Origin of the sequence: Streptomyces sp. NPDC127108 (genome assembly GCF_042677545.1) — a bacterium.
Taxonomy (GTDB): Bacteria; Actinomycetota; Actinomycetes; order Streptomycetales; family Streptomycetaceae; genus Streptomyces.
Window position 1 is genome coordinate 87,102 of record NZ_JBHXTE010000024.1, and the last position, 19,676, is coordinate 106,777.

The 19,676-nt window shown below is 73.2% G+C and carries 10 protein-coding genes and 1 pseudogene; 5 read left to right on the plus strand and 6 right to left on the minus strand.

From position 1 onward, the window contains the following. Positions 1-1,577, plus strand: a pseudogene (locus ACFVHO_RS21575) (hypothetical protein); the annotation flags it as partial. 3 nt (positions 1,578-1,580) lie between these two features. Here ACFVHO_RS21575 and ACFVHO_RS21580 read toward each other — a convergent pair. The 6 genes from ACFVHO_RS21580 to ACFVHO_RS21605 all read right to left on the minus strand — a co-directional run bounded on the left by ACFVHO_RS21580 (position 1,581) and on the right by ACFVHO_RS21605 (position 10,426). Next, complete coding sequence (locus ACFVHO_RS21580) at positions 1,581-3,836, minus strand: hypothetical protein (RefSeq protein ID WP_385716837.1); 2,256 nt, start codon at positions 3,834-3,836, stop codon at positions 1,581-1,583. 85 nt (positions 3,837-3,921) lie between these two features. Beyond that, entirely contained in the window at positions 3,922-5,565 is a 1,644-nt protein-coding gene (locus ACFVHO_RS21585; RefSeq protein WP_385716840.1) for a cytochrome bc complex cytochrome b subunit, read from the minus strand. Between the two features lie 103 nt (positions 5,566-5,668). Beyond that, positions 5,669-6,814: a galactonate dehydratase gene (gene dgoD, locus ACFVHO_RS21590; protein WP_385716843.1), complete on the minus strand. Its 1,146-nt coding sequence runs from the start codon at positions 6,812-6,814 to the stop codon at positions 5,669-5,671. Between the two features lie 104 nt (positions 6,815-6,918). After that, positions 6,919-7,617: an SDR family NAD(P)-dependent oxidoreductase gene (locus tag ACFVHO_RS21595; RefSeq protein ID WP_385716966.1), complete on the minus strand. Its 699-nt coding sequence runs from the start codon at positions 7,615-7,617 to the stop codon at positions 6,919-6,921. Between the two features lie 262 nt (positions 7,618-7,879). Beyond that, on the minus strand, positions 7,880-9,271 hold the full coding sequence (locus tag ACFVHO_RS21600) for a cation:proton antiporter (protein ID WP_385716845.1): 1,392 nt from the start codon (positions 9,269-9,271) through the stop codon (positions 7,880-7,882). A gap of 285 nt (positions 9,272-9,556) precedes the next feature. Continuing rightward, the gene (locus ACFVHO_RS21605) at positions 9,557-10,426 is read right to left on the minus strand and encodes a metallophosphoesterase family protein (protein ID WP_385716848.1); all 870 of its coding nucleotides are present in this window, start codon (positions 10,424-10,426) and stop codon (positions 9,557-9,559) included. Between the two features lie 132 nt (positions 10,427-10,558). On the opposite strand from ACFVHO_RS21605, the gene ACFVHO_RS21610 reads away from it, so the two are divergent. The 4 genes from ACFVHO_RS21610 to ACFVHO_RS21625 all read left to right on the plus strand — a co-directional run bounded on the left by ACFVHO_RS21610 (position 10,559) and on the right by ACFVHO_RS21625 (position 19,399). Beyond that, positions 10,559-13,789: an NACHT domain-containing protein gene (locus tag ACFVHO_RS21610; RefSeq protein ID WP_385716851.1), complete on the plus strand. Its 3,231-nt coding sequence runs from the start codon at positions 10,559-10,561 to the stop codon at positions 13,787-13,789. A 430-nt stretch (positions 13,790-14,219) separates the two neighbouring features. Next, the gene (locus tag ACFVHO_RS21615; protein WP_385716853.1) at positions 14,220-16,301 is read left to right on the plus strand and encodes an ATP-binding protein; all 2,082 of its coding nucleotides are present in this window, start codon (positions 14,220-14,222) and stop codon (positions 16,299-16,301) included. Between the two features lie 6 nt (positions 16,302-16,307). Then, entirely contained in the window at positions 16,308-17,927 is a 1,620-nt protein-coding gene (locus ACFVHO_RS21620; protein WP_385716855.1) for an ABC transporter substrate-binding protein, read from the plus strand. Positions 17,928-18,298: 371 nt separating this feature from the next. Then, positions 18,299-19,399, plus strand: coding sequence for a radical SAM protein (locus tag ACFVHO_RS21625; RefSeq protein WP_385716857.1), 1,101 nt, complete (start codon positions 18,299-18,301; stop codon positions 19,397-19,399). Positions 19,400-19,676 lie beyond the last annotated feature (277 nt).

Sequence of the window (19,676 nt, forward strand, 5' to 3'; positions counted from 1 at the left end):
AGCCGGGAGCCGGGAGCCGGGAGCCGGGAGCCGGGAGCCGGGAGCCGGGAGCCGGGAGCCGGGAGCCGGGAGCCGGGAGCCGGGAGCCGGGAGCCTTCGGTCTGACGGCTGAATGGCTCGTGTACGAGGGCGAGTTGATACCGTCCGCGGTCGTCCTCTCCCACGAGGAACAGCTCGCCCGGCTTCGCGTCGGCTGCCCCGAGGCCCTCCCGGTGGCGCACGTCGTCGGCGACCCCTGCATGGACCGGCTGCGCGCTTCCCTCCCCTTCCGCGCGGAGTACCGCGCCGCGCTCGGCGTCCGCCCCGACCAACGCCTGCTCGTCCTCAGCTCCACCTGGGGCCGCCGCTCCCTCCTCGGCGCGGCGGGCGACCTGGTGCTCCGCGCGCTCGCGGAGCTGCCCCACGACTCCTTCCGCGTCCTCGCCGCCGTGCACCCCAACGCCTGGTACGGGCACGGGGGTTGGCAGCTCCGCTCCTGGCTGCGGCCGCACCTGGACGCCGGGCTGCTGCTCCCCCCGCCCGCGGGCGGCACCTGGCAGGCGGCGCTGTGCGCGGCGGACGCGTTCATCGGCGACCACGGCTCGGTGACGCTGTACGCGGCGGGGCTCGGCCTGCCCGGACTGCTCGGGGCGTTCGACGAGGACGGCGTGGCGGCGGGCTCCCCCATGGCGGCCCTCGGTGGCGCACTGCCCCGCGTCTCGCCCGCACACCCCCTCGCCGCCCAGCTGGAGCGCGCCGCGCGCGACCAGCCGACGGACCCCCGGCTCGCCGCGGTCACCTCGCAGATCACCTCCCACCCGGGCGAGGCCCCGGCCCGCCTGCGCCGCCTCTGCTACCGCATGCTCGACCTGGACGAGCCCACCGCCCCGCTCGCGCCGCGCCCCGTCGACGTACCGCGGGACCTGCCGCCGACACCCCGCTCGCCCGTGGAGCTGCCCCTGTTCGTCGAGGCCCTGGTGACGACGGACGACGTCACCGACGCGGCCGCCGGGCCCGACCGGCCGACGGAGCCCGCGGGACCGGCCGGGCCCACCGATCCGGCTGGATCCACCGAACCGGATGGGTCCACCAGACCGGCCGGACCCACCAGACCAACCGGATCCACCGGGCCGACCGACCTGCTGATCCGGCGCCACCCCGCCCACGCCCGTGCCGCCGCCACCCCGCACCCGCCACTCACCGACGCCCACGTCTCCGTCACCGCGGGCGAGCCCGAGCCTCGCTGGGCCCACGCGGCGGACGTGGTCACGGCCCGCACCCCCGCAAGGGGACATCAACTCACCGTGCTGACAGCGGAGTTGTTCACGGCCCACCCGGGATGTGCTCTGGTCGCCGTGCCGCAGGAGGACGGCCGGTGCGTCCTGCTGCCCCGCAACGGCACGCCCCTCCAGGGACGTTGGGAGTCACCGCCCGCGTGGGTCACGGCCTCGCTCGCCGCGTCCGCGGTGTACGCCTGCCTGCTCCGGCACGGGGACGGCTGGGAGGGCGAGGTGCGGGTGCGGCTCACCCCGGACGGCGTACCGGCGCTCCTGCGGGTGCGGCGCCTGGACGCGGACCCCGTGGCGTACGGCGGCTGACGGTCACCCGCCGGCCCCCTCCCCCAACCGCTCCCGCGCCCCCGCGGCCCCCACGCTCCCCAGCGTGCGATACGTGTCGAGCGCCGCCCGCCAGTCCTCCCGCGCCCGCGCCTCGTCGCCGCGGGCCGCCCACGCGTCGCCACGGGTGAGGCGCGCGTCGGCCTCCTCCTTGGGGGCGCCGCGCTCCTGGAGGAGGGCGATCGCCTCGTCCAGCGGGGCGACGGCCTCGTCGGCGCGGTCGGCGGCCAGGCGGGCCTGGGCGTAGCGGGTCAGCGCGCGGGCCTCGTTGTAGCGGTCGGGGACGGGCAGTTCGACGAAGAGGCGGCGGGCGCCGAGCAGGGCCGCGGCGGCCTCCTCGTGGAGGTGGGCGGCGCTCGCCGCGCGCCCCATGTGGTACTCGAGGAGCGCCCGGCCGCGCGGGTGCGCGAGGTCGCCGAGCGCGCGCAGCGCCTGCCGGAAGCTGTTCAGGGCGTCCTGCGGGCGGCCCTGTTCCACCGCGACCTGGCCGAGGCCTTCGAGCGCGGAGGACTCCGTGCGGGCGTGCCGGGCCGCACGCGCGTGGCGCAGGGCGAGTCCGTAGTGATGACCGGCCCGTTCGACGCTCTCCGCGCCGCCCTGGTCGAAGAGCGCGAACGCCAGCTCGTAGTGGCAGCGGGCCAGGACGAGGGGGGCGTCGTCGGGCACCGCGGCATCCCCGGCAGCCGGGCTCGACCCCACACTCCCGGCGCTCCCGGCACCCGCCGCAACCTCAGCGCCCGCCACGCCCGCAGCACCCGCAGCACCCGCAGCACCAAGCCGCTCCGCCGCCCGCACCGCCCGTTCCGCCACCTCCACCCACAGCGTGTGGTGCTTGCGGCGGAAGAAGAAGCCGCGCAGGGCCTCCGCGAGATCGCAGACGGTGCGGTCGTGGCCTCGGGTGAACTCCAGGGCGGTGAGGGCGGCGGCGTTCTCGCGGTCGGGTTCGAGGGCGTCCAGGGCCTCGGTGTCGCTGCCGAACACGCCCTCCAGGAGGGCGGGTCGGCGGAAGATCTCGGCGCGGCGCCAGCGGCCCGACACCAGGTGTTCGGCCGCCGCGGCCCGCCGCAGGTACCAGCCGGTGACGCGGGCCGCCACCGCGGCGGCCTCGTCGGCGTCCGTGCGGGCGAGGGCGGCCGCGTACTCGTGGAGGAGGCCGTTCATGCGGCAGCGGCCGGGCGCGGGGCGTTCGAGGAGGTTGCCGTTGAGGAGCGTGCGTCGCGCCCGGGCGCCCGCGTCGGGGCCGCCCGCGAGCTCGTCGACGAGGGCGTCGGCGAACTCGGGTGTCGGGTTCAGGCCGAGCCCGCGGAACACGGCGGCGGTCGCGGGTTCGAGCGCCGCGTAGGAGTCCTCGAAGACGGACCGCAGGGAGTACGCGTGCGGGTCGTCGGGCACGGTCAGGGCCTCCTGGAAGGTGGGCAGGGCCAGGAGTCTGCGGACGAACTCCTCGACGCCGCCCTCCAGCGGGTCCGCTGCGCGCGCCCCGGCGAGGCGGGCGGCGGCGGGCAGACCCGCGAAGGCGGGGATGACGGTCCGCAGTAACTCCCGGCCCCGGTCGGTGAGTTCGGCCGTCATGGCGCGGCCTGCCGTGTCCAGGAACAGTTCCCGGCAGGACTCGTCGTCGAGCCCGGCGAGGCGCACGTACACGGGTTCGGACCCCGGCAGGACGGAGCGCAGGCCGTTCAGGAGGAGGCGGCTGGTGAGGACGACCATGCTCCCCGGGTGTCCCGGGAGCAGCGGCAGGACCTGACCGGCCGTCACGACGTCGTCGAGCAGCACCAGGCAGGGTTCGTGCGCGGTGAGGTGGCGGTAGTACGCGGCGAGCGGCGCCAGGTCGGCGGGTGTCTCGGCGCGCGGGGTGCCGAGCGCCGAGACGAACGACTCCAGGACGGAGCGGGTGTCGGCGGGTTCCAGGGCGCCGCGCGGGCTCATGTCGGCGTAGAGGACACCGCCGGGGAAGTCCCCGCGCCGCCGCGCCGACCAGTGCAGGACGGCGCCGCTCTTGCCGATGCCCGGCGGGCCCGTCAGCACGACGACCTCGGCGGCGGCGCGCTCGGTCCGGGCGTCGGCGACACGGTCCAGGGCGGCGCGCACCGGGAGCCGGTCGACGAGCCGTCCGGGCGCGGCGGGTGCCATGAACGGCACGCGCGGGGCCCGCACTTCACCGCTCACGCACCCGCGCACCGTGACGTGTCCCGCCTGGATGACGTCGCGGAAGGTCCCGCCCGAGATGTTGTTGGCCACCGAATCCACCCGGGCAGTCTTCCAGGGCGCCGCGCCGGACGGAACGCCACCTCGCGCCCCGGGCGGAGCACGGGACCGGGGCGTCTCAGTGGTGCCCGTCCCCGCTGTGGATCCGCCGGTACTCCTCCGCCGTGGCCTTCGGGACCTGTGCGCCGGGGCCGTACATCGCCCGGGAGAGGCGGGCCCGCAGCCGCTCCGAGCGCGGCACCTTGCGGGCCACGCCGTTGGCGTCGACCAGCGGCCCCACCTCGAGGGGCCGGGGCTGTTCGTGCGCGGTGAGCTTGTACCGCTCGGCCGGGCTGAGGGGCTGGTGGACCTCGACGTACTCGCCGTGCGGGAGACGTTTGATGATGCCGCTCTCCCGGCCGTGCAGGACCTTGTCGCGGTCGCGGCGCTGGAGCCCCAGACAGATGCGGTGGGTGACGACGAAGGCGAGCGGCGGGGCGACGAAGAAGGCGATGCGCACGAACCACGTGATGGCGTTGATGGAGAGGTGGAAGTGCGTCGCCCACAGGTCGTTGCCGCCGCCGATCATCAGCACGCCGAACAGCGTCAGCCAGGCCACGCCGAGGCCCGTGCGGACGGGCGCGTTGCGCGGCCGGTCGGCGATGTGGTGTTCGCGTCTGTCCTTGGTGATCCAGGCCTCGATGAACGGATACACCCCGATCGCCGCCATGATCAGCGGGAACAGCGCGAAGGGGATGAAGACGCCCAACTGCAGGGTGTGGCCCCAGGCGTTGATCTCCCAGCCGGGCATCACGCGGATGAGGCCCTCGGAGAAGCCGAGGTACCAGTCGGGTTGGGCGCCGGTGCCGACGAGATCGGGGCGGTAGGGCCCGAGGGCCCACACGGGGTTGATGGTGGCGATGGCGCCCATCATCGCGAGGACGCCGAAGACGAGGAAGAAGAAGCCGCCCGCCTTGGCGACGTAGATGGGCAGGAAGGGCGCGCCGACCACGTTCTTCTCGGTCCGCCCGGGCCCGGCGAACTGGGTGTGCTTGTGGTAGAAGACCAGGATCAGATGGGCGACGACCAGGCCCAGCATGATGCCCGGCAGCAGCAGCACGTGCACGGCGAAGAGTCTCGGGATGATGTCGTGGCCCGGGAACTCCCCTCCGAAGAGGAAGAAGGAGAGGTACGTGCCCACGACCGGGATGGACAGGATGGCGCCCTGCGCGAAGCGGATACCGGTGCCGGACAGCAGGTCGTCGGGGAGCGAGTAGCCGGTCAGGCCGGTGATGAGGCCGAGCATCAACAGGGTCCAGCCGAAAACCCAGTTGAGCTCGCGCGGCTTGCGGAACGCGCCGGTGAAGAACACCCGCATCATGTGCACGAGCATCCCGGCGACGAAAACGAGCGCCGCCCAGTGGTGGATCTGCCGGATGAGCAGACCCCCGCGCACCTCCATGCTGATGTCGACGGTCGACTCATAGGCGCGTGTCATCAGCACGCCCTTGAGAGGCTCGTACGAGCCGTTGTACTCGACCTCGACGCCGCTCGGCTCGAAGAACAGGGTGAGCCAGACGCCGGTGAGGATCAGGATCAGGAAGCTGTAGAGACAGATCTCGCCGAACATGAAGGACCAGTGGTCCGGGAACACCTTGCGCATCTGGGTCTTGGCGAGGGTGTGCACGCCGAGGCGGCCGTCCGCCCAGTCGGCGACGCGTTCACCCTTGCCGGGGCCGGTGTCGCGCTTTCCGGGGCCGGTGTTGCGGACAGGCTCGCTCATGCGGCTCCCCCCTCGGGCGGCTACCAGGGTAGGTGTGCCGCGCGCCTCGGCAACAGGGTCGTGCGGCCCGACGAGCGAAGCCCTCCCCCCGCCCTCGCGTGCCTCACCACTCGGCGAAGGAACCGTCCGGGTGCCGCCACACGGGGTTGCGCCAGGCGTGCCCGCTCCGGTCGGCCGCCCGCACGGCCGCCTCGTCGACCTCGACACCGAGCCCGGGCAGGGTCGTGCGGTGGGCGTACCCGTCGGTGAAGCGGAACGGCTCGGTGTCCACGACGTACGACAGGAGGTCGGCGCTCTTGTTGTAGTGGATGCCGCGGCTCTGCTCCTGGATGAGGAAGTTCGGCGTGGTGAAGGCGAGTTGGAGGCTCGCGGCGAGCGCGATCGGGCCGAGCGGGCAGTGCGGGGCGAGCAGCGCGCCGTGGGTCTCCGCGAGGGCGGCGATCCGCTGGACCTCCGTGATGCCGCCCGCGTGCGACAGGTCGGGCTGGGCGACGGCGATGCCCGCGGTCAGGGCGGGCAGGAACTCGGCGCGGCTGTAGAGGCGTTCGCCGGTGGCGATGGGGACGGGGCTGGCCGCGACCAGGGCGGGCAGCAGGTGGCTCTGGTCGGGCAGCAGTGGCTCCTCCGCGAACAGCGGGTGCAGCGGGGCGAGTTCGGCGAGGACACGGCGGGCGCTCGCGGGGGTGAAGCGGCCGTGGAAGTCGACGGCCACGTCCCGGTCGGGGCCGAGTGCCTCGCGGGCGATGGCGACGCGGTCGACGACGGCGGCGGTCTCGGCGGGCGTGGTGAGCGGCGAGGTCGCTCCGGCCGCGTTCATCTTCACGGCGGTGAAGCCCGCCTCGACCTGCTCGGCGATGTGCTCGGCGAGCACGGCGGGCTCGTCGCCGCCGACCCACGCGTACACCCGCGCCCGGTCCCGCACCGGCCCGCCGAGCAGGGCGTGCACGGGCGCGCCGTACGTCTTGCCCGCGATGTCCCACAGGGCCTGGTCGATGCCCGCGACGGCGCTGGAGAGGACGGGGCCGCCGCGGTAGAAGCCGCCTTTGGTGAGCACCTGCCAGTGGTCCTGGATCCGCAGCGGGTCCTTCCCGATCAGATGCTCCGCGAGTACGTCCACGGCGGTACGCACCACCTCGGCGCGGCCCTCGACGACGGGCTCGCCCCAGCCGACCACGCCGTCGTCGGTCTGCACGCGGCAGAACAGCCAGCGGGGCGGGACGAGGAAGGTCTCCACTCGGTCGATCATCATGGTGTGTCCGTCTCTCCTCGCTCGGGGCGGCGTGCGGTGCGGTGCGGTGCGGTGCGCGGCAGTTCGGGCTCGGGTGGACCAGGGGGTGCGGCGGCCGGGACCGCTCAGGCTGACTCCTTCACCACGCTCCAGCCGCCGTCCACGGTCAGGCTCGTCCCGGTGACGTACGACGCCTCGTCGGCGGCGAGGAACGCGATGGCCGCCGCGACCTCCTCCGGCACACCGAACCGCCCGGCCGCCGTCCCCTCGACGCTGCGCGCCCGGTCGGCCTCGCCCACGTCCCCCCACGCGGGCGTCAGGATCGGCCCCGGCAGGACGGCATTGACCCGCACCTCGGGCCCGTACTCGACGGCGAGTTGTCCGCACAGGGAGACCAGGGCGCCCTTGCTCGCCGCGTAGGCGGGTCGGCCGGGGATGCCGGTGTGGGCGTGCACGGAGGAGGTGAGGACGACGGCGCCGCGGTGGGCGCGCAGGTCGGGCAGGGCGGCCTTGAAGCCGAGGAACGCGCCGGTGAGGTTCACCGCGAGCTGGTGCTCCCAGGAGGCCCGGGTCAGGGCGTGGGCGGGGGCGATCTCGCAGGCGTAGGCGTTGCTGGAGAGGACGCCGACGGGGCCGAAGCCGTGCGCGGCCGCGAGGACCCGGTCCCAGTCGGCGGCGTCGGCGACGTCGGCGCGGACGAACACCGCGGTGCCGCCCTCGGCCCGGATGCCCTCGGCGACCGGCTCGCCGCGGCCCGCGTCCACGTCGGAGAGGACGACGGCGGCGCCCTCGGCGGCGAGGCGCACGGCGGTGGCGGCCCCGATGCCGGAGGCGCCGCCGGTGACGACGGCGACCCTGCCGGTGAAGCGGGCGCCGGTCGGGGCGGCGGCCGGGGAACCGGTGGGATCGGCGCTGCCTCCGGGGGGCGCGTCGGCGGCGTGGGAGGCGGGTGCGCTTGGGTTCACGGGCGGCGTCCCCTCGTGCGGGTGGGCGGCGCGGCCGCTCCCCGGGGCCCGTACCACGCGGCCGTACCGCGCGGACGGTCCGCCGGGGAGCGGCGACCGCTGATGGCATGCGCCATCCACTCTATGTCCGGTCCCGGGTGCGGACCCCTCCCGGCTCGGCCGCCACGCTGTCCTCGACGGACACCGCGGTCGGCGCGGAGGCGGTGGTCGGCGCGGAGGCCGTGCCCGCCGCCGGGGCCTTGGCCGTCCCGGGCCCCTTCGCCGTTCCGCCCGCCGCCGTACGCCCGGCGGCCCCGCCCCCGGCCACGCCGTCCTGCCGTGCCCCCCGCCGGTCGAGGAACCCGAGCACCGGGCCCGTCATCGCCGTGGTGACGAGGGCCATGACCACCATCAGGGAGTACAGCGACTGGTCCAGGAGGCCGAGTTGCAGGCCGACGCCGAGGATCACGAGTTCGGTGAGGCCGCGGGTGTTCATCAGCGCGGCGAGCCTGCCCGCTCCGTGCGGCGAAAGGCCCTGCGAGCGCGCCCCGATGTAGGTACCGCCGAACTTCCCGGCGACGGCGACCAGCAGGATCACGGCGAGTTCGAGGAGCCCGCCGACGCCCACTCCGCGCAGGTCGACCTTGAGGCCCGCGACCACGAAGTACACGGGCAGCAGCAGCGACGTGACGTGCCCGGTGCGCTCGCACACCTCGTCGCGCAGCACCCCCGCGCCGTCGCGCGGCAGTACGACGCCGAAGAGGAACGCCCCGAAGATGTAGTGCATGCCCATGGCCTCGGTGGCCGCGGCGCAGAGCAGCGCGCCGACGAGGACGAAGCCGAGCCGGTTCGCGCTCAGCCCCGTGGCGCCGCCGGTGTCGAGGACGCGCCGCAGGAGTGGCCGCAGGGCGACGAGGAGCGCCGTGAACGGGATGAGCAGCGTCACGCGCCAGTAGTCGTCGGCCCCGCCGACCACGGCCTGCACCCCGGCGAGCGCCGACCAGGCCACCACGTCGACGAGGGCGGCCGTGGCGAGCGCGATGCCGCCGATCTCCGTGCGGGACAGGCCGCGGTCGGCGAGGATCCGCGCGAGCACCGGGAAGGCGGTGACCGACACGGCGAGACCCATGAACACGATGAACGCGGTGCGCTGCTGCGTGCCGTGGTCGCGCAGGAGCCAGATCGCGAGGCCGACGCCGAGGACGAACGGCACCAGGGTGGAGCCGAGGGCCGCGCCCGCGCTGACCCGGGTGCGGCCGCGAAGGACCCGGTGTTCGAGTTCGAGTCCGACGACGAACATGAACAGCGCGACGCCGATGTCGGCGAGCGCCGTCAGGAGCGGGCGCACGTCGGACGGGAACAGGTGGTCCGCGAAGAGCCCGCCGAACAGTGTGGGCCCGAGCAGGATGCCGCCCAGGATCTCCCCGACGACGGGCGGCTGTCCGATCCGCGCCGCGAGCGCGCCGAGGCCGCGGGCGAGCGCCAGGATGAGCGCCACGTCCAGGAAGAGCAGCTGCACCTGGTGACTGGTCATGGCCGGACCAGTCCCTCGCCGAAGCAACTGGAGCCACCGAAGTCACCCGTGGTGACGCCGACTTCGGTGCCCCCGTGAACGGACGCACCGCCGTGCACGTACGTATCCGCGTGAACTCTCGCATTCGACCGCATCAAGCTGCTCCCCTGTCGCATCCGTCGGTCTGTGCACTCTGTTCGCAGTGCGCTCAGACTCGGCGAGGGACGCTGACAGCCCCCTGACGCAAACGACGGAGATCGTCGGAGGCGACAGGTGGCGAAGGCGAAGGGGAGGTCGGCGCGGGTGTCAGGTCCCGGTGGGGCGCGGTGCGGGCAGGATCTGCCGCAGCCGCGGCGAGGGGTGGCGCTCGCGCTGCCACTCGCGCGGATAGCCGACGGAGACCTCCACGTGCGGAACGCCCTCGTGCCAGATGGTGCGCGGGATGTGCAGATGGCCGTAGACGACGGCCGCGGCGCGGTAGCGCACGGGCCAGTCGGCGGTCGCCTCGGTGCCGCACCACAGGGCGAACTCGGGGTAGTGCAGGATGCGCGTGGGCTCGCGGACGACCGGCCAGTGGTTGATGAGGACGGTCGGCAGCTCGGGGTCGAGGGCGTCGAGCCGGTCCTTGGTGAGGGCGACGCGGGCCCGGCACCAGTCCTCGCGGGTCGCGTACGGATCCGGGTGCAGGAGCACCTCGTCCGTGCAGACCACGCCGGTCTCGTACGCGTACGCGAGGGCGTCCTTCTTGGTGTGCTTGCCCGCGGGCCGGAAGGTGTAGTCGTACAGGAGGAACAGCGGCGCGATCACCGCGGGGCCGCCCTCGCCGCGCCAGACCGGGAACGGGTCCTCGGGGGTGTGCACGCCGAGGCCGCGGCACAGCTCCACGAGGTGGCGGTAGCGGGCCTCGCCGCGCAGTTGGTTCGGGTCGTCGCGGGGCGTCCACAGCTCGTGGTTGCCGGGCGACCAGATCACCGTGTCGAAGCGCTCGGTGAGGGTGCGCAGCGCCCACTCGATGTCGCTCATCATCTCGCCGATGTCACCGGCGACTATCAGCCAGTCACCCTCGTGTTCCGGCCAGAGCTCGTCGACGAACTTCCGGTTCTCGGCATAGGCGATGTGCAGGTCACTGATGCCGAACAGCCTCGGCGTCCGTCGGGATGCGGCAGATGTCGTCACCACGTGAGGCTAACCGACGCGCGCCGCCGCCCGGCAGTCGCGCCCCGGGTGCTCCGCGCGACCTCGGTGCGCCGTCGGCGACCACGGTCTAAGGTGCCCAGAAGGCGGTTCTGGTCACGGACGGGGGCTTGAGTGGACGCCGGCACGGTGGGGCTGCGGATCGCGTCGTCGGTGATGGTGCCGCTGGTGAAACGGTTACTGCTGCCGCCCAAGAGCCTGCCGGGAGCCGAGTTCGGCGAGCGGCCGGTGCGCATCGGGCGGCTCCTGTCGTTCACCGGCGACAAGCGCGTCCTCAGCGAGGCCGATCTCTACCAGCTCGCCCGGGAGTTGGTGCGCCGCGCGATGCGCGCCGCGGGCCCCCACGACCCGCCCATCGCGCCCGACGAGCAGAACGCCGTCGGCTACGCCCTCGGCCACACCCTGCGCGCCCTCGGCGAACTCGACATGGACGACGTGCAGGCCTTCGACCTCGGCCCGGAGAAGCTGGCCGCCGCCCTGGTCCGCGCCAGCGCCCCCGAGACCCGCGCGCTGCTCAGCACCGACGCCGCCCGCCTGCACGACCGGCTGCTCGTCACCGCCTGTCTGCACCTGGTCCACCAGTTCAGCAAGCGCCCCGGCTTCGAGGCCCGCACCCAGGTCGAGCTGCGCCGCAGCCTGAGCGAGCAGAAGGAGCAACTGCGGCTGCTCCTGGAGCGGCTGCCCGCGACGCTCTCCGAGGACACCGACTTCGAACAGGCCTACGCCGACTATGTGATGGGCCAGCACAGCAGCCTCACCATCCACGGCGTCGACCTGCACGACCCGCAGAACCAGGCCTGGCCCCTCGAGACCGCCTATCTGAGCCTGGAGGCCGCGCCCGCCCGCGACCCCGCCGAACAGGTCCCCGGGGCGGGCAACGGCGACTCCGACGGCCGCAGCGTCGACCCGGACCCGGAGTCCGAGCGCACGGCGGGCCCCGTCGAGGCGGCCCTCGCCGCGCACGACCGGGTGCTGCTGCGCGGCGTCGCCGGGACCGGCAAGACCACGCTGGTGCAGTGGCTCGCCATCACCACCGCCCAGCAGGACCGGGTGCCCGGCCATCTGCCGCAGCTCCTCGGCCGGGTTCCGTTCGTCCTCCCGCTGCGCACGCTGGCCCGCGAGGACACCGAACTGCCCATGCCGGACGGCTTCCTGAAGTGGCTCGGCTGTCCGCTCACGGGCAGCGAACCCAAGGGCTGGGTGGTGCGGGTCCTGCAGGCGGGCCGCGGCATGCTCCTGATCGACGGGGTCGACGAGATCCCGGAGGCGGAGCGGCCCCGCGCGCGGGCCTGGCTCGCCAAGCTGCGCTCCGCATTCCCCGGCAACCTGTGGCTGGTCACGACGCGGCCCTCCGCGCTGCCCCGGGACTGGCTCGGCCGCGAGGGCTTCCGCGAGTTCACGCTCACGCCGATGCGGCCGGGCGACGTACGGCGGTTCGTGCGGCGCTGGCACGAGGCGGCCGGGGCGGGCGACGAACTCGCCGGGAAGCTGCTTCCGCTGCTGCGGGCCTCGCCGGAGCTGAGCCGTCTGTCCACCAACCCGCTGCTGTGCGCCCTGATGTGCGCGCTGCACCGCGAACGCCGCGGCTTCCTGCCGCCGGGCCGGATCGCGCTGTACGAGGCCGCCCTCTCGATGCTCCTGGAGCGCCGCGACCGCGAACGCGACCTGTACGGCCGCCAGCCCCCGCCGCTGGACCAGATGTCCGCGACGGAGCCCCTGAAGCGGCTCGCGTACTGGCTGATCCGCAACGAACGCACCATCCTGCGCCGGCAGGACGCCGTCGACCTGGTGGAGAAGCTGCGCCCGTCCGTGCCGCAGCTCGCCGCCGTCGGCACGTCCGACGACGTGCTGCGGCTGCTGCTCGTGCGCACCGGCCTGCTGCGCGAACCGGCGGAGGGCGCGGTGGACTTCATCCACCGCACCTTCCAGGACTTCCTCGGCGCCAAGGCCGCCCTGGAGGAGCACGACATCGGCGTCCTGGTCGCGCACGCCCACGTCGACCAGTGGGAGGACGTCCTGCAGATGGCCGTCGCCCAGGCCCGGCCCGACGAGCGCGCCGACATCCTCACCCGGCTCACCGGCCGCGCCGACCGGGAGGAGGACGACACGGTGCGCGCCCGGCTCCGGCTGCTCGCGCTCGCCTCCCTCGGCCAGGCCACCCGCCTCGACCCGGAGGTCCGCCGGACCGTCGAGGAGCGGGCCGCGCAGCTCCTGCCGCCCCGCAGCATGCGCGAGGCCAGGGCGCTCGCGGAGACCGGGGCGCTGCTGCTCGGCCTGCTGCCCGGGGCCGAGAGCCTCACGGGCGACGCCGAGGTCACGACGGTCCACGCCATCTGCCGCATCGGCGGCGACGCGGCCATGGCCAGGCTGCGCGAGTTCATCACCACACGGCAGCCCGCGGTGCGCTCCCAGCTCCTCGCCCACTGGGACCGGTTCGACACCGACGCCTACGCCGAGGAGATCATCAAGCCGCTGCTCGCGGCCGGTGCGGGCGAGGCCGTCACGGTGCGCTCGGCCACCGAGCTGAAGGCGCTCAGCGCGATGTCCGGGTACGAACGCGTGGTGCTCCAGGGCGACTTCTCCGAGCAGGACATCGTGGGCGCGCTCGACGCGGAGGGGCTGCGCGAGCTGCGCCTGCGCGGCAACGTGCGGCTGACGTCGCTCGGCTTCCTGTCGGCGTTCCCCGACCTGGAGGCCCTGGCCCTGCACGGCTGCCGCGCCATCAGCGACACGGCGCCGCTGACCCGGCTGCCCCTGCTGCGCCGCCTCACCCTCGCCGACCTGCCCCAACTGGAGCCCCTCGCGCGACTTTCGGCGTGCCCGCGCCTCGACTCGCTGCTCCTGGGCGCCGCGGTGCCCTGGCGCGGGCTGCGGGACCTGCCCCGGCCGGGCTCGCTGAAGCTGCTCTCGCTGCCGCCGGACGCCGTCGAACTGGCCGCCATCACCGCCCTGACGGAGCTGCGCGAGCTGCGCCTGCACAACGCGAGCGACCGGCTGCGGCCGGACGACTGGGACGCGCTGCTCGCCCAGTTGCCCGCGCTGCGCACCCTGCGGCTCTCGCACGAGCAGCTGAGCATGATGCTGTTCCCGCCGGGCGCCCGCATCCCGCAGCTCACCGGCCTCGACGTGCGCGCGCGGCCCGGCGCCGCGGTGTCGCTGCGGCGGATCGCACGCCGCCTGCCGGGCCTCGAGGACGTCCACCTCTCCCTGTTCGACACGGTCGACCTGGTGCATCTGGCGGGGCTTCCCGCGCTGCGGCGGGTGCGGCTCGACTATCCGGGCGAGGTGCACCACGCGGACGAGCTGCCCGCGCGGGTGGAGTTGATGGTGCGGCCGAGGCACTGAGGGCACGATCGCGCGCGGCTGGGAGTACGCCCCCGCGCGCGTCCCGCTGCCGCGCCCCGCCGCGCGCCCGTTCTCGACCGCTCCCGATCCGAATCCAAGCGACACCTGAGCGACGGCCGACCGAAAAGGCACCGGAATCAGACCGTCCACGGACCGTCGTCCGACCCTCTTCCGACCGCCGTCCGACCGGCTTCGGACCCGCTCCGCCGGGAGCCCCCGACCGCATACCGCACCGTGTCACGGATCCGCCGTAATATGCCCGATCGGCTCGCCCGTAAGCCCTGGCCAGGGGATAGTGGGAGGTGTAACTTCTTTCACCCTCAAAGCAGTTGACCCCGGCAAGGAACGGCGAAGGAGCGGCACGGAACCCGCGGGACCGGCGGGACGAGACACCAGCGGGCGGCCAGGGACGGGAGCGGAATCCGGCGAGATGCACACATCCGAAACGCCTCGGCTGTACGCACGCGATCCGCTCCTCCACTCCCTCCTCCCACGCCTCACCGGTCTCGCCTACGCCGAACGCGCCCGCGTGCCCTGGGAGCACGACAAGGACCTGCCGCTCGTCCTCCTGACCGGACGCCACGGCATGGGTCGCACCGCCGTGCTGCGGGCCCTGGAGCGGCACTACTCCGGACGGCTGCCGCTCGCCCTCGTCGACACCGCGTCCTGCGCGCTCGTCGTCGAGCTCCTTGAGGAGCTGGTGTGCTCCCTCGCGCCCGGCCTCGGCAGGCGATTCCCGCTGCTCCTGCCGGGCCTGATCTCGGTGTTCGCGAGCCACGGCGGCACCGCGGACGGCCGGACCCGGGCCACCACCCGCATCGCCCGCCTCCTGATCGCCTGCCACCTGGAGTCAGGCACCGAGGCGAACGTCGCCCAGCGGTGGGCCGTCCGGCTGCGCGCCCGGCTGGACGACGCGCCCGGCGCGGGTGTCGGCGCCGGGTCCCGGCCCGGCGCGCACGCCGCCACGCAGGCGGCGCTCGCCGAGTACTTCGAGCGGTACACACGCTCGCGCGCCGCGGCGCCGCTGCGCCAGTGGTACCAGGAGCGGTACGCCGAGTCCGAGTCCACGGCCGCGGGCGCGGCGGCGGACGGCCAGGACGGGCTCGTCCGCCTCGCCGACTGGTTCCGCCGCGGCGGCGACTACCGGCACGCGGCCGAACAGACCCTCGTGCACGCCTTCCTGGAGGACATCGCCGCCGCCCGCAGCAAGTGGCAGCGCCTGAACCGCGACCCGCGCCCCGTGACCCTGCTCGACAACACCCACTCCCCCGCGGGCTCCCGCCTGGTCGACCTGATCCTCGAATACCGCGCCCGCCCCGGCGCCGCCCACCACGACCCGCTGGTCGTCGTCGCCACCCGGCTCGGCGACGCGCCGCCGGAGGCCACCGAGGCCGCGCACCGCGAGCTGCCGGACCTGGTGGCCTCCACGCGCTGGCGGCGCACCGGTCACGCCCCGTCGGCGGGGCTGCTCGTCGTACCGCTCACACCGCTCAGCCGGGACGACATCCTGCTGATGCTGGACGCCGCGTCCGCGCCGCTGCACCCGTATCTGGCGTCCGCGCTGCACACCCTCACCGGCGGGCACCCGCTGGCGAGCGGCGTGCTGTGCGACGCCGTCCTGGAGCACACCCGCGCCACCGCGTCCCGCGGCGCGAGTCCGCGCCCGCCGGAAGGACCGCTCGGCCCGCGCAACCTCCTCGAACTGACCACCCCCGACGGCCCCCCGGTGACCCAGGCGATCCTGGAGCGGCTGCTCCCCTCGCCGCAGCAGCGCTCCCGCCTGGTGCCCCTGTCCCTGGCCCGCGACAGCACAGCCGCGCAGGCCCTGGCCGCCCATCTGCGCCTGGAGGGCCCCGAGCAGCTGCCCGCGAACGCGGCGGCCGACTATCTGGAGGCCGAGCACTGGCAGCACGACACCCCGCAGGACCGCCCGCTGGCCGCCGACCCGCTCCTTCACACGCTCCTGGTCCACGAGGCGCGCCGCACCTCGCACGGCGCCGACTCGCGCCGCGGCTGGCAGGAGATCCACGGCTTCCTGCGCCGCCACCACACCACGCGCGGCGAGGACAGCGAGGCCGACGCGCTGCGCCACACGCTGGCGGCCGGGGACGCCAAGACGGTGGTGGCCGCGCTGTCCGAGGAGTTCCAGTCGGAGCAGGACCGGCAGAGCGCGCTGCGCTGGCTGAACTGCCTGAGTTACGCGGCGACGGCACCGGCACCGCCGTCGGCGGACTGGGAGGACGAACGGGCCGCGATGGCCGCGGGCGCCCACGACGACCGCTACCACGACATAGACGAGATCGACCGCTGCATCAACAGGCTGCTGCACGGCCTGTGGTACCTCTCCGACGCGCTGGCCGAGCCGGAGGCCGACCTCTGCGCCGAAGTCGGAGCCGAGCTGGCCTTCCTGTCGCTGCGGCACCAGACGTGGCGGGCGGTGCTCAGCCAGGCCGCCCGCACCTGGCCGGCCGCCGCCCGCGACAAGCGTCCCCTCCCGCTGCCCGAACTGTGAGGAAGCATGTTCCTGAGCCGCCGCAACGGGTTCGGTCCCCTCGACAAGGCCATCGCCGTCCTGGTGCCGCTGGTCCTGATCGCCGTGGGCGTGATCGTGTATCTGGCGACCCGCCCCGAGGACTGCGCGGGGGGTCTCGCCAAGCGTGACGGCCAGTGCGTGGGCGTCACGGACTCGGCGTTCGACGCGAACGACGACATCAAAGGGCTGATCCGGGCCGTCGCGGACGAGAACACCCGGGTGGAGAAGGCCTGGGAGTCGCCGAAGAAGGGCCAGACCCGGATACCGTACGGCCGGATCGCGCTGATGATGCCGTTCACCTCGGACGATTCGAGCGCCATGACCGCGCCGATGATCCGCCGCGCACTCGCCGGGGCGCACGCGGCCCAGCTGCGGACCAACAGCGGCGGCGGGCCGCACTATCAGCTCCTGATGGCGCCCGACGGCAAGGACCTCGACAAGTGGCAGCCGGTGGTCGACGACCTGGAGGACCTGACCGACGACCGGGAGTCGCCGCTCGTCGGGGTGATGGGCCTGCCGAGCAGCACTCCCGAGACCCGGGACGCGATGCGGGCGCTGAGCGACCGCCGTATCGCGACCGTCGGTCCGGTCATCACCTCCGCCGACATGAACGCCCCCTATTTCTTCAAGACCTCACCGAACAACGACCTCCTCGCGGACGCGCTCGGTCAGTACCTGAAGAAGAACCGGGGCGCGGGCAAAGGCTTCCTGGTCTTCGACAGCCGCCCCGACGATGTGTACTCGCGCAATTTGCAGAAGCTGATCGAGAAGAAATTCGGCGCCTCGTACGGGCTGCGCAAGCGGTCGGCGTCGTTCCTGGGCTCGACGGGCCCGGACGCCGGTATCCCGCAGCGATTCCAGTCCGCCGCGCAGAAGATCTGCGTGACAGATTCCGACACGGTGTTCTTCGCGGGCCGCGACCAGGATCTCCCGGCACTCGTGAAACGCCTGTCACAGGAGCCTTCTTGTGACCGCAGCAACCCCGTGCGGATCCTGAAGGTGGGAATCGGTCTCGACCCGACGCTCACCACCCCCGAACTCACACAGATGCTCCGTGACACGAAGACCACGATGGTCGCCGCCGCTTCGGTGACGAGTGAGTGGTGGCAGAAGAAGAGCACCGCACCCGACGGTCTCGGCGGCTTCCTTTCGGTCTACAACAAGCTGAAGGAGCCCTACGACCTCGGCGCGAAGTCCCTCGACGACGGCTACGCGATCATGTACCACGACGCGTTCATGCTCCTGGCCAACGCCTTCGACCGCTCGTACTCGGAGGCGAACGAGCCCACCGGCAGCTCCACCAGGACACCGGACCCGGCGCGCACGCCGACCAAGGACGACGTCTACAACACGCTGATCGACGCGAGCATCGTCGACACCGGCGACTCCACGCGCTGCATCGGCTGTCTCCAGGGCGCCGCGGGCACGTACGGCTTCGAGAAGTCCACCGACACCGAGGACACCGATCAGTGGCCGGTATGCAAGCCCGTCCCGGTGATCGAGTACCCGGCCGTGCCGGGCCGCAAGGCGCAGGACACCTTCCGGACGTTCGAGAAGACGTTCAAGCACCCGTGCCCCGATGACGTGACCCGCGCCGATTCCTGACCCGCTCCCGCCGATTCGCGACCCGCCCCGAGGATTCCCGACCTGCCCCACAGCGGCGATTAACGGCGTCCGACGTGCCGTGCGACGTGCCTTGGCACGTGACAAGAACACGTGCCCGGCACATTTGGCCTGATCCCATGGCGCGATAGATGTTTACTCAACTTCCTGGTTGTCTAGACCCATTGACACTCCAGGAAGCGCTCTCCTACTGTCGCGGACGTCGATCGGACAACGCAAAACGTCGCCAAAAGCGCGTGGAGGGGTTCGTGAACAGCACTGAAGGTGCCCGCGATATCACCATGGCAGCGCCCCGGAACGGCGAAGGCCTCCCGGACGTCAGTCTCGATCAAGCACACTCGCCCCAGAAAGTCATGGCGCACGGTGATCTCCTACGACGATTCGTCGCCGGCGAGGAGATCAAACCGGTCCACATGCGGATCGGCATCATGGGCGCCTGCAATATGCGTTGCAACTTCTGCAACTTCCATTCACCGAACGAGGAGCAGTTCTACGACCTGTTCTCGTTCAAGGACTCCCTCACCACCGACAAGGCGATCACGCTCCTCAAGGAGTTCGCCGAGAACGACGGCCGTGCCGTGACCTTCTGCGGCAGCGGCGAGTGCACCATCCATCCGGGCTACGCGGACATCTGCTACGCCGGGCACGACAGCGGCCTGCACATCGGCCTGATCACCAACGGCTCCCGGCTGGGCCGCCCCAAGGTCGCCGACTGTGTCACGGCGACGCACACCTGGGTGCGCGTCGGCATGAACGCGGGCACCGAGGCGACGTTCAACGACATCACGCGCGACCGCGAGCAGACGTTCTCCAAGTTCATCGGGACCATCGGCAAGCTGCGCGACAACGCCGTGGCGCCGGACTTCCGCATCGGCTTCAACTACGTGATCACGATGCAGAACTACCGAGAGATCGTCGAGGCGGCCCGCATCGCCCACGAGTCCGGCGCGCACTACGTCCGCTTCGAGCCGGAGTTCTACAGCGCGATGGGGCACGAGACCATCGAGACCGTCATGGCCGAGATCTCCGGCTCGCTCGTCGAGGCCGCCGCGATGTCCACGGACGCCTTCGAGGTGTCGGTGCCCAAGCTGGACCGCGGCCCCATGGACCAGGTGGAGGAGGTCGAGGGCGACTTCGATCGCTGCCACTACAGCCGCTTCGTGACGGCTGTCGGCGCCGACGGGCACCTCTACCCGTGCCCGCAGGTCCACCTCAACAGCCGTTACCGCATCGGTGACGTGGTCGACCTCGGCTACCCCACCGTCCTCGACGGCGGCCCGCGCGCCGAGTGGGAAGCCACCAACCCCAACCGCACCGACCTGTGCAAGTCCTGCTTCTACCGCCCCCAGAACGAGCTCCTGGAACTCCTCAAACGCGGCCAGATCAAACTCGACGAGGCCTTGGACGCGTACGCGGTGGAGGTCCCCAGCACGTTGCACGCGGACTTCGTCTAGCCGAGGCCCCCGGCACGTTGCACGCGGACTCCGTCCAGCCGAGGTTCCCAGCACTGCGCACGCGGACTTCGACCAGCCGAGGCCCCGAGCACGTTGCACGCGGACTTCGTCTGGACGCTGCCGGGCGCGTAAGCGCGCGCCCACGCCCACCCGTCTCTCCCACCTGCCCGCCCTTCCCGACCCCCCGGCCCCCCCCCCCCCCCATTAGACCCCCCCGGGGGTTTTGGGGCGGCCCCCCGACGGGGGGAAAGCGGGGGCCCCGGGGGGCCCGCCCCCC

Bases quoted from the DNA above. Each gene is read 5' to 3' on its own strand.
- ACFVHO_RS21585 (WP_385716840.1), bottom strand. From the start codon at position 5,565: ATGAGCGAGCCTGTCCGCAACACCGGCCCCGGAAAGCGCGACACCGGC.
- dgoD (WP_385716843.1), bottom strand. From the start codon at position 6,814: ATGATGATCGACCGAGTGGAGACCTTCCTCGTCCCGCCCCGCTGGCTG.
- ACFVHO_RS21600 (WP_385716845.1), bottom strand. From the start codon at position 9,271: ATGACCAGTCACCAGGTGCAGCTGCTCTTCCTGGACGTGGCGCTCATC.
- ACFVHO_RS21615 (WP_385716853.1), top strand. From the start codon at position 14,220: ATGCACACATCCGAAACGCCTCGGCTGTACGCACGCGATCCGCTCCTC.
- ACFVHO_RS21620 (WP_385716855.1), top strand. From the start codon at position 16,308: ATGTTCCTGAGCCGCCGCAACGGGTTCGGTCCCCTCGACAAGGCCATC.
- ACFVHO_RS21625 (WP_385716857.1), top strand. From the start codon at position 18,299: ATGGCGCACGGTGATCTCCTACGACGATTCGTCGCCGGCGAGGAGATC.